Raw genomic sequence first — 14,541 nt, 5'->3', positions numbered from 1 at the left:
ACACGGATCAGATCAAGTAAGCTGTCTTCACGGGGTAAAATGTCTTTCTCATCGACACGGCCGATATCTACGAGTGCAGATAGCTTAGTATCTGTCTTTTTAGTAATGACATCACGTAGGAAAGTCTCATTCAAAAATCTCCATGGACCGGATGCTCCGCCTTTCAGCAGTTTCTCCGAGTTCTTGTAGCCAATCTCCATATACTCTACGCCGGCTGCACTTAAGCCGCGATACATGTCTTGGACAAACTCCACGCTAAAATCCCAATCGTTCACCAAACCGCCGTCCCGAATCGTACAATCCAAAATCTTGTGTTGATGATGCTTTACCATGCTCGTAATGCCCCTTTCGACTGCTCATATCGCTTAAGATTTTGCTATATTATCACTTATTAAGAGGTAGCTTGTCAATGTAGGAGGCTTCACATAGGACAACTTTCGTAGGGATCATATGGTAAAATGGTTGCATCAACGAATGTTAGTACAAAGGGGCTAGGGACATGAATCGTAACGAGTGGACATTAGCGAGAGAAGTTGCAGTGAAAGCAGCGTCCAGAGCCGGAGAGTTGGCCAGAGAGCACTTTGGCAGTAACTTGAAGATTCAGCATAAGGATGAGCGTGGTGATTTGGTGACCGAGGTTGATGTGAAAGCGGATCGCCTCATTGTTGATGAGATCATGGCGGTATTTCCAACCCATCGTATCTATAGTGAAGAAGCTGGTGAAGGCGGTGTGGCGAGCGAATGGGTCTGGCACGTTGATCCCTTGGATGGAACGAATAATTTCGCACTAGGGATACCACTTTACGGAGTTTCCATTTCATTAAGCTATCGGGGCCGGATTGTCCTCGGCGTGATCCATGATTCGGCGCTCGGGCTTAATTATGCTGCCTTGCAAGGGGAAGGCGCTTGGCAGGATGGCAGGAAGCTTGCGGCGAAGCCCAGCGGAGCGCTCGTCAAATCCACCATTTCATGGATTCAAGGCCATGCTGTGGGCAAAAATGATCAGGGGGCGCTAGGGCTCCGGCATCATCTCGAGCATTCGGTGAAAAGAGTGCTGCGCATGTGGGCGCCGTCTTTGACTTGGGCGATGCTTGCCAGAGGAGACCTGCATGGCATTGTCCTGTACAACTCCGAAGGGGAGGATTTGTACGCGGGATTGCTGTTAGCCCAGGAGGCGGGCGTGAAGGTGACGGATTTTGACGGTAATCCGCTTGCGCTGCTGGGCGGCATGGAGGCTGTTGCCGGGGAGAGTATGGGGGCAGGTACGGAGGCAAGTACGGACACGAGTACAGGGGCGAGTACAAAGGCAAGTACGGAGGGAAATGCAAATGGTCAAGTTGGGCTTAGTGGAGCTGGATCTGGGCACGGGAGAGCGGCTTATATCGTTGCCGCAGTGCCAGAATACCATGCGGAGCTGCTCCAAATCGTGCAGGAAGCGATGAAGTAGAATAGCCAGGGAACAAGTTGCAGAAGCTAATGGCAGACTTTTCATTTGGAGGAAGAAAGGATGCTATGCGATGAAGAACTTTGTTCCTATCTTTTTTGGTTTTGAGAAGGAGCGGGATGCGCTGCTTGCACTGGATACACTGGAGGAGCTTGGCTACAAGCCGGAGCTGCTGGAAGGAGAACGGACGACGCTGCACATCCATCTCGACGACCAGGAAATGACCTCAGCGCTCGAAATCGCGCAGTCACACGGTGGCCGCCTAGTGGAACGGCAGCCTACGCAGTCCGAGCCGGATACCTTCGCTATGGCGTATGATCTGGAGGGCTCCATCCGCATCCCGGCTCACACCGTGAATGAGGATTGGCCTGACAACTACGCCTCATCATCGGGAGATACTGATGCCGTGCCGAGCGAGGAAGAGGCGGCTTTTGACCCGTCCTCTGACGACTATAATCACTTCAGCGCCGGCATTCGGATCTGAGACGAGTTTGTCATGTCGCGCTGGATCGTGAGTCAGCAGTAAAGTAGAAGGGGCAGTCCCATTTAGTCATATAATGTAAATTTCGTTCGTTATTTCCTAAATATTGTGCAAAAAAACCGCATTTTACCTCGTGTTTACGAGCGTAAAGTTCGGTTTTTTTATGTTTTTTTAAATTAACCATTGACATGTAACTTCTAATGTCATATTCTAATTCCATTAAACCAAGTAAGATCGTAGGAATTAAGGAGATGGTTCTAGTGAAAAATAACCTAGTCACCGCATTGTCATCGAACTGGGTCAGCTTAGTCGTATCAATATTAATTATTGGTTTGCTCGTTTTCTTGGGGAGAAAAAGAGTAAGCTTCGGTAACCGCGTTTTCATCGGGTTAGGTCTTGGTCTAGTAGCCGGTGTAGCGTTTAACCAATTGCATTTGGAGTTCAAGAGTGTAAGCACGATCGGAACCATTTATGTTAACTTGATCAAAATGCTCGTTATGCCTCTGGTCCTTATCTTAGTTATTAACAGTATTTCCTCTTTATCCAGTCTAGGTCAGCTTCGTAAATTAGGTTTGAAAACGATCGGCTGGTTTTTGCTGACAACAGGGATCGCATCCGTGATTGGTTTACTTATTGCGCTGGCATTCGATCCGGGGAATGGGATTGCACAGGCTGTACCGAAAGATTTTAAAGCAAAAGAAATTCCGACGTTCTCTCAAGTTATTCTGGACTTGGTACCGTCCAACCCGATTAATGATATGGCAACTGGTAAGGTTGTACCCGTTCTGATCTTCGCAATCTTCGTGGCTGTAGCCATTGTACACGTTGGTTCCAAGAAGCCAGAGAGCGTAGCAGCTGTTAAATCGTTTATTACATCAGCAACCGCTGTGATTCACCAAGTAGTTAAGTATGTTATTCGTCTGACACCTTATGGTGTGTATGCATTGATCGCTGGTATGGCGGCGAAATATGGCCTAGATACCCTTGCTCCACTTGCCAAAATTATCTTAACTTCTTATGTAGCACTTATCATTCACTTCGTATTGATTTTCGGTGGTTTAGTCCTTCTGGTAGCAAAAGTTAACCCTATTAAGTTTTTCAAAAAAGCGTATCCGACGATCGCTGTAGCATTTACAACACGGAGCAGCTATGCGACACTGCCAGTGAACTTGGAAGTTATCACGAAGCGTCTACGCATTTCACCGCGTATTGCCAGCTTCGTAGCACCACTTGGCGCTACAATGAACTTCAACGGTTGCGGTGGTGTGTGGCCAGCGGTTGTAGCGATTTTCGTAGCCAAGGTTTACAATCTTCCGCTTAGCGGATCTGACTATTTCATCCTTATCTTAGTAAGCGTCATTTCCTCCATTGGTGTAGCCGGTGTTCCGGGACCTGCTGCGATTTCGACGACAGTTGTATTGACAGCTCTTGGTTTGCCTTTGGAAGGTATGGGTCTTGTGCTTGGTGTTGAGGCGCTGATCGACATGGGTCGTACAGCAGTTAACGCAACAGGTACAACAGTTACAGCGTTGCTTGTAGCTGAGTCCGAGGGCGAATTCGACCGCGCATCATTTGATCGTGACGAGGAAGATGACCTCGAAGCGGCAACAGCTTAATCTTATGTGAAAAGATGAAGGACCTGCATCCATGGGATGCGGGTCCTTTTTAGTTGGATGTATGAACGGGGAAGGGGCTTCCCGTTATTTCGGGTATGGCTTGATATGGTAATTAACTGCGTTAATTACCGTTAATCTGCGCTGCTGAGTGGCAGGGAGCGAAATAGCGGTAGAAGCTCCAGCTAAATTGCCGACGGCTACCCGAAACCAGCTAGATATGCCAATATTAGCGGTAGAAATGCCAGTTACTGCTGCAAAAGTGGAGCAATAGCGGAAAATAGCAGGAGTAATCGGCGTTATTGATAAGCGTAGTGGTAGCTTACGTGCGTCCTCATGCCGGATCGGCACACAAGCACCTACTGCTGTGCGGCGCTTTGGCCGGCCATAAAGCCAGTAGAGAAAGCAGCGGTGATGTTATAACCGCCTGTATAGCCGTGAATATCAAGGACTTCTCCGCAGAAGTAAAGTCCATTCACTAACTTCGACTCCATCGTGCTGGGGTCGACTTCTTTGAGATGCACGCCGCCGCCTGTGACGAAGGCTTCTTCAATGGAAAGCGTCCCGTGTATGTGCACGGGAAAAGCCTTCATGAGCTTGCACATATCGAGCCATTTCTGCTTCGGAATATTGTCGTGCGTAAGCTGATCGTCCAGACCGGATCGCTCCAGCAGCATAGGAATGAGACGCTCGGAGAGGAGAGGCTTCAGCACGTTTTTGATTGCTTTCTTGGCATCAGCTTTCGTGAGTGCCATGCTTTCTCTGTACAGCTCATCCATGCTCAGATCAGGGAAGAGATCTACGGTGAGCAGCACTTCCCTGCGCTCGGTTTTGGCTAGTTCCTTGACGACGAACTGGCTGCAGCGCAGGGCAATTGGGCCTGAAAGCCCGAAGTGCGTGAACAGCATGTCCCCGCGGTGGGAGATGACAGCTTTACCTTTGGCGTTCCACACGGAAAGTGTCACGTCCCGCAGAGAAAGCCCCTGCAGCTCGCGGCTGCGGATCCAAGCCTCCTTCGAGGTTAGCGGCACCTCGGTCGGAAAAAGCTGCGTGATCGTATGCCCGCCCGCCTCAGCCCACGCATAACCGTCTCCCGTGGAGCCGGTATGCGGAACGGAGCATCCGCCCGAGGCGATGATGACAGCACGGCTGTCCATCTTCTCGCCGGAGTGGAGCTGGACGCCTTGGACGCTGCCGTCCTGGAACAGGACCCTTTTGACCGGACTGTTCGTCCGGATCTCCACGCCCTGCTTGCGAACTTGGCCGACCAACGCGTCTACGACGGTTTTGGCCTTGTCGCTGACGGGAAACATACGTCCGTTATCCTCCTCTTTTAGACGGATACCGAGACTCTCAAAAAAATCAATAATGTGCTTGTTGCCGAACTGCGTCAAAGCACTATATAGGAAGCGCCCGTTGCCCGGGATATGCTGAATAAGCTCATCCATTTCTTTGTTATTCGTTACGTTGCACCTGCCGCCCCCGGAGATGCCAAGTTTGCGGCCGAGCTTATCCCCTTTGTCGAGAAGGAGAACCTTCGCGCCTTGACGGCTTGCGGCAATACTGGCCATGAGGCCAGCCGAGCCTCCACCGATGACAATGACATCATACTTCATACCGTTACCTCTAGTTCATTTTTGAAAAATTGTATCATGTTTTCGTTCTTACTAACAACCTGTGGATAACTTGTGAATAAAATAATCATCTTTGTGGGTAAATCATCTGGAATATGTGGATAATGTGCGCAAGTTTGTGGATAAAGGTTCCAACTACTTAAGATACCCGATCCTGGAAGTGATAATGGTCGATTCGCATATCCAGCCATCTTCGATGGAGCGAGGCTTTTTTCCCGAAATAGTGAAGCTCCTGTTCGGCGGTGATCACGACCGCTTCACATACGGAGGTGCGCTTAGCCAGCAGCGCTAGCCCTTCATCAACACCAAGTTTCGCAAGCGTCCTAGCCCAAACTTGGCATTCTACAAGATCTAGACCGGCAACCGTGCACTGCACGACATCATGAGCGGAGCCTGCATCCGGATCTTCGAATTGACTGTACGTAGAAAGGGAGCCCTCGGGTAAAGCGATAGCGCCTAGTTTGGCGTTGGCGTGCCAGGGATTTTGAATACCGATAATCCAAGGATCTACCCCCCGCGTGCTTCGTCCCCAAACGGTGATCTCTCCTCCCGCAAGGATTAGGCCTTGTTCCAAGGAAAGATTTTTCTGCATATACTCAGCAAATCGTTTCACCGCCCAGCCCTGTTCCAGTCCTCTCAAATGAATGTTGGCGTTGTGTGGTAGCTTAATCGATTTCATTGAGGGATCTACTTCCCATTCCAAAAGGGCCGCGGCCTGCACACCTTTCGCATGGAGCGGATTGTAATAGCCATCGGTTACAGCTTGGTACATTTCAGCTAAAAATAGTACCTCTAGCATCGTATTAGAAACCATACAATTTTCCCCGGCCAATGTATTTAGTAGAGAGATTTCACTGTCAGCAAGAGCGGGGCTGAAACGCTTGTCGACATTGCGAAACCAATCATCAGTTAATTTAGTAATGAGCGAACGCTCTTGATCGTCACAGCGGAGCAATAATTCGATCTCAGATCTGAGCGATTGGAAATGAAACGAATGGAAGAAGGGGGCTAATGGCTCCATAAGTGTTTCCTCTTTTCTTTGGTGTCCTTACGTTGATGGTTTAATTATAGAAGTGTTACCTGAGATTCAATTGATAGTTAGCTGAAAAATTACTGAAAAGTTCAGATTCATGCGGATTGGGGGTCTGGTGTCAAAAGTATTCAGCAACCTTTCAGCTTTTGCTCAGGTTGCTTTTAGGCAGGATATGGGATACTGACTATAGAAAATGTCTATATCGAATCGAACCCGGGAGGAACAACCCATGCGCCAGTTAAAAGGAATCAAAATTCTGCTCGTAGATGACGAGCCTCATATTTTGGAATTTTTAGAATTAGGCCTGACGAATGAAGGCTTCGAGGTTATGACCGCAACGGATGGGCTTTCCGCCATCACGACTTGCAATAAATTTCAGCCGCATATCGCGATTTTGGATGTGATGATGCCGGGAATGGATGGATTCGAAGTCTGTCGTATGATCAAAAAGACGGAAAATGTCGCCGTCATCATGCTGACAGCCAAGGATGAAATCGATGACCGGGTTAAAGGACTTACCATCGGCGCGGACGATTATATGATCAAACCGTTCAGCTTTGAAGAGCTGCTTGCCCGCATTTATGCGCGGATACGCAATCATTTTCCAAACTTGTTCGGTGAGGTTGTGATTGGACCGCTTCGCATGGATGACCGGCGCAAGGAGATTAGCCTGCATGACAAAGTGCTGGAGTTATCCCCAACCGAGTATGAGCTGCTCAAATTTATGGCGATTAATCATGGGCTTGTGCTTAGTAAATCGATGATTCTCGATAAAGTTTGGGGTTATGATTTTGGCGGCGAAGAAAACATCGTGGAGGTGTACATTCGGTCGCTGCGCGATAAGCTGAACGATAAGGAACATAAGCTGATTCGAACGATTCGCGGGGCCGGCTACCGGATGGATTTGACATGAAAAGGAAGGGCCGCTTTGCCGATCTTTTTGTGACGGGCTCCCTGAAATTTCAACTGCTTTCTAGAACCTTACTGGTGCTGTCTGTGTTGCTGCTGCTTATTGGTGTGTTTCAGTATGTAGTTATGCAGCGGTTCATGTATCAAAATAAAGCGGAGACAATCCGCAATCAGCTTGCTGCGCTGCCCCCGAATATGCTTCGTTTGGGTTTGGGAGCTGGAGACGGGCAAAATCCTGTGTTTCCCTCAAACCGCGATAACCGACCTGGTTTTACGGGTGAGCAGGAGCGAATTTTCGTATCGGAATTATCAATTGCTTTTATTGATGACAAAGGAAATTATAAGCTGATCTCCTCACCTTTTGGGCAGCCAACGCCAAAGCTAAGCCAAGAGGAATACCTCAGTCTCCTGGCAAAGAAAAAAATGAAGCTGGAGCACCGCATCATCAAAGATGAAAGCGGTAATGATCAGCTAGTGGTTTTTCATCAGATTGGCGGAGAGCCTGAACGATCCCGGGGGGGTCCCGGCGGGCCGAGCTTTCAGGGCATTATTCAAGCCAGCATCAGCGTTGCACCGATTCGGGATGTCTTGGTGCAGCAGCTGCTTACTTTTATTTTTCTATCTTTGTTAGCGATGGTGATTGGTCTCCTGGGCTTCCTTCCTGTCTTACGCCGAACGTTGGTTCCGCTCTCCAACATGGTGGATACAGTCAAGCAGATTGATGCAGGTAATCTCAACGAACGGTTCCCCGCACATCAAGGACAGGTGGAAATGGATCGTCTGGCCGCCTCATTTAATGGGATGCTAGAACGGTTAGAGGTTTCTTTTGAGGCGGAAAAGGAAGCGAAAGAGCAGATGCGCCGTTTTGCGGCAGATGCTTCCCATGAGCTTCGCACACCGCTCACGTCCATACACGGCTTCCTGGAGGTGTTGCTTCGCGGAGCGTATCAACAGCCAGAGCCATTGCTGAAAGCATTGAAAAGCATGCACGGCGAGTCCGTGAGAATTAATAAGCTTGTCGAGGATCTCCTTCTGCTGGCGCGGCTTGATCGTTCTCCCTCTTTTCAGAAGACGGAAGGAGTGCTTGATGAGATGCTGCATGAGATGGAGCCTCAGCTTCGTCTTCTTGCAGGAGACAGGAAAGTTAGCTTCCACCTGGCGCCTCAGACCCGATGTCTGTATGATCCGGATAAAATCAAGCAGGTTGTGCTTAACCTGTTCCACAATGCCGTTCAGCATACGCACCCGTTGACCGGGCAAGTCGGGCTTACGCTGGCGCAAACGCCAACTGGCGTGGAAATTGCGATCCATGATAACGGAGAGGGGATTGGGCCCGAGCATCTTCCTCATCTGTTTGACCGGTTTTACCGCATCGATACCTCGCGTGCAAGACGTAGCGGCGGCGCCGGTCTGGGCTTATCTATCACTCATTCGATTGTTCAGCTCCATGGTGGATTGATCGAAGTGCATAGTGTCGTGGGAGAGGGAACCACCTTTAAAGTGATTCTTCCTGCGGTGAAATGAAGATGTACCTATCTCGGCGTGATGCCGGGGTAGGTTTTTTTGTGTTTTTGGGGGAGGTGAGAGGGTATGGGGAGGCTGAGCCTTGCGCCGGGCGTGAGCGCAAGCTCTGGGGTGCAGTTGTGACCGTGATCGCGGTCACAATGCAGAACGTGAGCGTAATGCAGAATGCATTCGCAAGCGAAATCGCAAGTGCAACGCAGACCGCAAGTGGAATCGCAACGCAGAATGCAATCGCAACCACAAGTGCAGCCGCAATCGCAACGCAGACCGTGACCGAAGTCGCGACCGCAACCGCCGACCCTAGCCGCAACCGCCGACCACAACCACAACCCAAAAATCACAAACACGACAACCACATGTGYCGCGCCCCCTCCCCCAGCGGTAGACACTCTTTTAACGGACTCAGAAGCCGTTATTCTACCCAATCCAGCTGGATTTGGAATCTAACGGACTGAGGAGCCGTTATCTATTGATTTATTGCTGTTTTAAGCAGATTCAGGGCGATTAGCGGCTCCTGAGTCCGTTAGATGAAAATCCTATCCCAAAATCAGCAAATAGAGTTACCTCAGTCCGTTAGCGCTCAGAATGAAACCCACCAATAGTAACTAACTAGTTAAAGTACCTGAATCMCACCAAAAGCAGCAAACTAGTCAAAGTACCATGAATCCCACCAAAAGTAGCTAACTAGTCAAAGTACCATGAATCCCACCAAAAGTAGCTAACTAGTCAAAGTACATGAACCCACCAAAAGCAGCTAACTAGTTAAAGTACCTGAATCCCACCAATAGTAAGCTAACTAGTCAAAGTACCATGAATCCCACCATCAGCCAGCCCCGCCAAGCACCCTCCTCGTAATCTGCAGTCCGCAAGCCCCGCAACCCTCAATCACAAACACGACAACAACACATACCGCGCCCGTCCCCGGCGGTAGACACTCTTTTAACGGACTCAGAAGCCGTTATTCGGTCAAATTCAGCTGGATTTGGAATGTATCGGACTGAGGAGCCGTTATCTATTGATTTGTTGCTGTTTTAAGCAGATTCAGGGCGATTAGCGGCTAGTGAGTCCGTTAGATGAAAATCCTATCCCAAAATCAGCAAATAGAGTTACCTCAGTCCGTTAGCGCTCTGAGATCGGCGTTCGTAGCACCATGAACCCACCAAAAGCAGCTAACTAGTCAAAGTACCAAGAACCCCACCATAGCAGCACATCAGTCAGCCCTCCCAAGCGCCCACTACTCGTAGCCTAACCTCCCGACTCGTCCGCCCCCCACGCTTGAAAGAGAACTATAGGGTCTTAAGCGAGCCAAATAGGCTCATTTCAGTTTTTTGCGTAATTATAGGGTGTTAATTGCCCTCAAGCGCTCCTGGTTCTCTTTGATTGGCGAGGTCACGGAACCCACGCAAAACTGTAGTTCTCCAAAGGCCAATTCCTGCACTTGTCGCCAAATGAGCACAAGGCAAAAAGTTTCCTTTTTCAGCCAATTCTCAGAAACCTCTCAACCAACCTTCAGTTTATACTCAGATCAAATTCAGGTTAGGCATCTATACTAGGTTTTGTAAGGAACAAACAAAAATAATTGAAAGAAAAGGTGGAACAAACGATGAAAACTATCTCCAGAAAAATTCTTGCAGGTTCATTAATCGCTTCTTTTGTACTTGGTGTCGGTTTTGTTGGAGCCCTACATAATCAAGCATTTGCAGCTACACCAACAAGCACTTCCGCGAACGATATGACTCATAAAGCAGGTCAAGGCAAGGGTGGAAGAGACTTCGGTGATCGCGGAGGCTTCCGTGGCGGCAATGTTCTGAAGGAAACAGCAACCATTCTGGGTGTTGAGGAAAGCGCTGTGCAAGAGGCACTGAAATCAGGCAAAACTTTGGCTGCATTCGCAGAAGAGAAAGGCCTGACGAAAGATGACTTCTTGCAAAAACTGGTCGCAGCAGAGACGACATCGATTACAGCTCAGGTGACGGCGCGTAAATTAACACAAGAGCAAGCGGACAAGATTGTTACTGGTCTCTCTGACCAATTAACCAAACAAATTGATGGAACAGGCTTCAAAGGCGGCTTCCCAGGTGGTGACCGAGGCGGCAAAGGGCATGGCGGCGACAAACTTCTTGAGCAAACTGCAACCATCCTTAGCGTTGAGCCAAGCGCTGTGCAAGAAGCTTTGAAGGCAGGCAAGACGTTATCAGCGTTCGCAGTTGAAAAAGGCCTAACAGAAGCAGACTTCATCGCGAAGTTAGTCGCTGCTGAAACAACAGCAGTCAACGCTGAAGTTACAGCTGGTAAGCTGACACAGGAACAAGCGGACAAAATGCTTACCGACCTATCCGACCGCATTACGAAACAAGTGCAAAGCACTCGTCCTGAAGGCGGCCCTGAAGGTAGAGGCGGCGATCACCGCGGTCCTGGCGGATTCGGTCTCGGATTCTTCGGCAACCCTGAAGCGGTGACACAGATTCTGGGCATGACCCAAGAAGAGCTGAGAACCGAATTGGAAGCGGGGAAATCCCTTGCAGAAGTGGCTTCTGCCAAAGGTATCACCGAAGATGATCTGATCAGTAAAATCAAGGACAGCATGACCGATAGCATCAAAAAGCAAGTCGAGCAAAAAGGCTTCGGCCCTAAAGGGAAGCCATCCAAAGATGAAGCAGCGCAAGCTCCAGCAGCGACGAACTAATCGAATAAAAAGCCGCACTCCTACGCCCGTGTCAACGGGAAGGAGTGCGGCTTTTTTTATTTGACGTCGTAGCCTTTGGCGATGGAAGGCTCAATCCAGCGCTTCGTCGTATGCTCACGACGCATGATAACCACGCGGTCCTTGTAGACGTCCACGATGAGACTCTGGCTGACGCCAATCGTCTCCGGTTCGTTCTGAGCGCTCCATACCTCGCGGATGGAGGCGCTGGAAGCGGCCAGAAACTTCAGCTGCTTGACTTGGTTGGTCGTCTCCAGGTTCCAGTGGGTATGCCCGCTGAACAAAATGACGTTCGGGTGCGCATCAAGCAGCGCCCGCAGCTCCTGGTGCTGGACGACGCCCAGCTCCCGGTCCGTACCATCCAGCGTCTGCGGCAGCGGCTGATGGAGGAACACGAACACGGGCTTGCCGGCATCCGCCGTGCCCGCGACCGTAAGCCTGTCGCGCAGCCAGGCGAGCTGCTCGGCCGAGAGGAACGCATTTTCCTTATTGGATGCGTTCACATCACGATACGCTTCCCCGCTAAGGAAGAGGAAGCGGTAACCCTCCACGATAAGCTCGTGATACGGCTTATCGTAGCCCCACACRCGGTCGAATAACGCGACCGCTTGCTTGCTGGACCAGGCTGGATTCATCTTCGATGTATCCATGCCACCCTCCGGCGTACGCCATACGCCGTAGTAGTCGTGGTTGCCCATGGTCGCGTGCACAGGGGCATGCGGCTGGCTGCTGAGCAGCCCCATTAAGCTGCGATAGTCGCCCTCTGTTCCGCCCGTCAGGTCGCCGTTGAGAACGAGCAACTTGCTCTCCGGGCGCAGCTTGTGGTGATCGGCCAGTGCGCGGCTGAGCAGCAGCTGGGACGCTTGATCCGTGTTCAAGATATGAGTATCGCTAAGCACGGAGAAGGAAAACAAGGGGGCTTCCTGTAGTGTAGAGGGAGCCTCTTTGTTCTGGTTATCGGCATGGAGGCTTACGAGCTGCCTCTGTTGTATCCCTGACTCTGCACTATAGGCGTTGACCGGCATGGATAGGAGAAGCAGGGCGACGAAAGTTAGACGTATTTTAGATAAAATCATAGTCTGATTTACCTTTCATGGGCGTAGTGGATGACGGTTTGCTCTAGTGGTATTCCCAGTTTGGAGGGGATTTATGTTTGAACGAGTGCCCAAAATGCACAAAGCCTGTTGACAATGAAGTGCTTTGGTTGTATGGTTAATTACATGAGTAACTAACCAGTGTGGTGGTGAGGAAATGAGTTTGACGATGGACGATAGCCGCCCGATTTTTGTACAGATCGCGGAACGGATTGAAGATGACATTATTGAAGCAAGAATGCCGGAAGAATCGCAGGTACCTTCTACGAATCAATTCGCAGCTTTTTATCAAATTAATCCGGCGACCGCGGCGAAAGGTGTTAACTTGTTGGTGGACCAAGGTATTTTGTATAAGAAACGCGGGATTGGCATGTTTGTAGCGGAGGGAGCGCGAACGAAGCTGATGGAGAAGAGAAAAGAATTATTTTATGAACAGTATGTCGTGGCGATGGTGAAAGAAGCTGAGAAGCTAGGCATTACGGTGGAACAGCTAACTGAAATGGTGCGAAGAGGAGGGAAAGTGTGATGACCCACATCGTGGAAGTAAACGGGCTGACGAAGTCCTATGGGAACGTAATGGCAATTGATCATGTTAGCTTCAAGGTAGAAGCGAATAAAATCTATGGGTTGCTAGGTAGAAACGGTGCCGGGAAAACAACGATCATGCATATCCTTTCAGCCCAGCAGTTTGCTACGAGCGGTGAGTTGAAGGTATTTGGCGAAGAGCCCTATGAAAATAGTCGTGTTCTGAATCAAATATGCTTCATTAAGGAAAGTCAGAAATATCCGGAGGGCTATCGTGTCGCAGATGTGATGGAGATTGCCAAAACGCTTTATCCCGATTGGGACGATGCGTATGCCAAGTCATTGATTGAAGATTTCCGTCTACCGTTAAAAAGAAGAGTGAAGAAGTTGTCCAGAGGGATGCTTTCCTCGGTTGGCATTGTGATTGGTTTGGCTAGCCGCGCACCGCTTACGATATTTGATGAGCCATATTTAGGTTTGGATGCCGTGGCCAGAGCGTTATTTTATGACCGCTTGCTGGAGGATTATGCGGAGTTTCCGCGAACGGTGATCCTTTCTACACATTTAATTGACGAAGTAAGCCGTCTGCTTGAGCATATATTGGTAATCGATAACGGTAAGCTGATTCTTGATGAAGATGCGGATGCGCTACGTGGCCGCGCTTGCATAGTATCTGGGTTGGCTACGGCGATAGACGCGTTCTCAAAAGGCAAGGAAGTGCTCGAACGTCAGTACATTGGTGCTGCTGCAACGGCTACGATTCTAGGTGCTTTAACTGATCGTGAACGGAAAGAAGCGGAGTCGCTGGGGCTGGAATTTGGACCGGTATCGTTGCAGCAGCTCATAGTACATCTGACACGTACACCACTTGTGGGGAAGGGGACTGAGCGGGTATGAATCGGGTAAGTAATGTTATTAAGCTTCATATGCGGAATAAAATGTCGTGGTTGATCGTCCCATGGATGATTCTTGGCTTGAACTTTGTTATCAGTTTTGTCATTGCACTATCCCTGAACGAGGGTGAGACGATGAATACAGGCGGGCTTGCTTCCATATTCGTTTACACATTAGTTTCAGGCGCTGTGACCCTCAAAGACACATTCCCATTTGCTTTGGGACTCAGCATCCGTAGAAAGGATTACTTCGTCGGAACTGCTTTAACGACTTTCCTTTACAGTATCTGTACTGCGGCGCTGCTGATGATTTTGTCTTTCATTGAAGAAAGCACCGGTGGCTGGGGGGTTCGTTTGCATATTTTCAAAATCGCTTTTTTGGGAGATACTTCGCCCATCGCGGTTTTCGGTATTTATTTAATTCTCCTACTGCAAATGTACTTTCTCGGTTTTGTTGTCTCCAGTATTCATAGACGTTTCGGAGCGCTGGGCATGATAATTTTCTTCGCTGTAGTGCTTCTGATAGGGTCTGGAGGATCGATGTTATTATCCCAGTTCGGGCTGTGGGGAAGCATCTTCTCATGGATTGGTCATCACTATCTGGAGTTGTTTTGGTGGATGGTGCCCTTAGTTGCTGTTTATTTATTAGCCGCATATGGCTTGTTGCGCAGGTCAGCGGCTTAATTG

14 protein-coding genes are annotated in these 14,541 nt (G+C 49.5%); 9 read left to right on the top strand and 5 right to left on the bottom strand.

Going from position 1 to position 14,541, the window contains the following annotated elements; all coding sequences use genetic code 11:
• Positions 1-332 (bottom strand): beta/alpha barrel domain-containing protein (locus tag AC1DUA_RS03615; protein WP_477498423.1); only part of this gene is annotated, 332 nt, incomplete at its 3' end.
• A 167-nt stretch (positions 333-499) separates the two neighbouring features.
• Here AC1DUA_RS03615 and AC1DUA_RS03610 point away from each other — a divergent pair.
• The 3 genes from AC1DUA_RS03610 to AC1DUA_RS03600 all read left to right on the top strand — a co-directional run bounded on the left by AC1DUA_RS03610 (position 500) and on the right by AC1DUA_RS03600 (position 3,541).
• Entirely contained in the window at positions 500-1,447 is a 948-nt protein-coding gene (locus AC1DUA_RS03610; protein WP_477498422.1) for an inositol monophosphatase family protein, read from the top strand.
• A gap of 70 nt (positions 1,448-1,517) precedes the next feature.
• Positions 1,518-1,928: a hypothetical protein gene (locus AC1DUA_RS03605; protein ID WP_477498421.1), complete on the top strand. Its 411-nt coding sequence runs from the start codon at positions 1,518-1,520 to the stop codon at positions 1,926-1,928.
• Between the two features lie 257 nt (positions 1,929-2,185).
• Positions 2,186-3,541: a dicarboxylate/amino acid:cation symporter gene (locus tag AC1DUA_RS03600; protein ID WP_477498420.1), complete on the top strand. Its 1,356-nt coding sequence runs from the start codon at positions 2,186-2,188 to the stop codon at positions 3,539-3,541.
• Between the two features lie 84 nt (positions 3,542-3,625).
• Here AC1DUA_RS03600 and AC1DUA_RS03595 read toward each other — a convergent pair whose 3' ends face one another.
• The 3 genes from AC1DUA_RS03595 to AC1DUA_RS03585 form a co-directional block, all read right to left on the bottom strand.
• On the bottom strand, positions 3,626-3,889 hold the full coding sequence (locus AC1DUA_RS03595) for a hypothetical protein (RefSeq protein ID WP_477498419.1): 264 nt from the start codon (positions 3,887-3,889) through the stop codon (positions 3,626-3,628).
• 8 nt (positions 3,890-3,897) lie between these two features.
• The gene (locus AC1DUA_RS03590; RefSeq protein WP_477498418.1) at positions 3,898-5,154 is read right to left on the bottom strand and encodes a BaiN/RdsA family NAD(P)/FAD-dependent oxidoreductase; all 1,257 of its coding nucleotides are present in this window, start codon (positions 5,152-5,154) and stop codon (positions 3,898-3,900) included.
• A 157-nt stretch (positions 5,155-5,311) separates the two neighbouring features.
• Complete coding sequence (locus tag AC1DUA_RS03585) at positions 5,312-6,193, bottom strand: FAD:protein FMN transferase (RefSeq protein ID WP_477498416.1); 882 nt, start codon at positions 6,191-6,193, stop codon at positions 5,312-5,314.
• Between the two features lie 241 nt (positions 6,194-6,434).
• Here AC1DUA_RS03585 and AC1DUA_RS03580 point away from each other — a divergent pair, with 241 nt between their 5' ends.
• From AC1DUA_RS03580 to AC1DUA_RS03570, 3 genes are all read left to right on the top strand, one after another.
• Positions 6,435-7,118 carry a response regulator transcription factor gene (locus AC1DUA_RS03580; protein WP_477498415.1) on the top strand — a complete coding sequence of 228 codons (684 nt, stop codon included), beginning with the start codon at positions 6,435-6,437 and terminating at the stop codon, positions 7,116-7,118.
• On the top strand, positions 7,115-8,638 hold the full coding sequence (locus AC1DUA_RS03575) for a sensor histidine kinase (RefSeq protein ID WP_477498414.1): 1,524 nt from the start codon (positions 7,115-7,117) through the stop codon (positions 8,636-8,638). The genes AC1DUA_RS03580 and AC1DUA_RS03575 overlap by 4 nt, the downstream gene beginning before the upstream one ends.
• A gap of 1,603 nt (positions 8,639-10,241) precedes the next feature.
• Positions 10,242-11,324, top strand: a complete 1,083-nt coding sequence (locus tag AC1DUA_RS03570) for a hypothetical protein (RefSeq protein WP_477498413.1) — start codon at positions 10,242-10,244, stop codon at positions 11,322-11,324.
• 56 nt (positions 11,325-11,380) lie between these two features.
• On the opposite strand, the gene AC1DUA_RS03565 is transcribed toward AC1DUA_RS03570, so the two are convergent.
• Entirely contained in the window at positions 11,381-12,367 is a 987-nt protein-coding gene (locus tag AC1DUA_RS03565; RefSeq protein WP_477498424.1) for a metallophosphoesterase family protein, read from the bottom strand.
• A gap of 226 nt (positions 12,368-12,593) precedes the next feature.
• Between AC1DUA_RS03565 and AC1DUA_RS03560 the strand changes: the two genes are divergently transcribed.
• The 3 genes from AC1DUA_RS03560 to AC1DUA_RS03550 are packed head-to-tail and all read left to right on the top strand — an operon-like array spanning position 12,594 to position 14,538.
• Positions 12,594-12,962 (top strand): GntR family transcriptional regulator, encoded by a 369-nt coding sequence (locus AC1DUA_RS03560; RefSeq protein ID WP_477498412.1) that lies wholly within the window; start codon positions 12,594-12,596, stop codon positions 12,960-12,962.
• The gene (locus tag AC1DUA_RS03555; protein WP_477498411.1) at positions 12,962-13,858 is read left to right on the top strand and encodes an ABC transporter ATP-binding protein; all 897 of its coding nucleotides are present in this window, start codon (positions 12,962-12,964) and stop codon (positions 13,856-13,858) included. Before AC1DUA_RS03560 ends, AC1DUA_RS03555 begins: the two co-directional genes overlap by 1 nt.
• Complete coding sequence (locus AC1DUA_RS03550) at positions 13,855-14,538, top strand: hypothetical protein (protein ID WP_477498410.1); 684 nt, start codon at positions 13,855-13,857, stop codon at positions 14,536-14,538. Before AC1DUA_RS03555 ends, AC1DUA_RS03550 begins: the two co-directional genes overlap by 4 nt.
• Positions 14,539-14,541 lie beyond the last annotated feature (3 nt).

It is taken from the genome of Paenibacillus sp. 01T422 (assembly GCF_056398785.1).
This window is presented reverse-complemented; position numbering and strand designations above follow the sequence as displayed.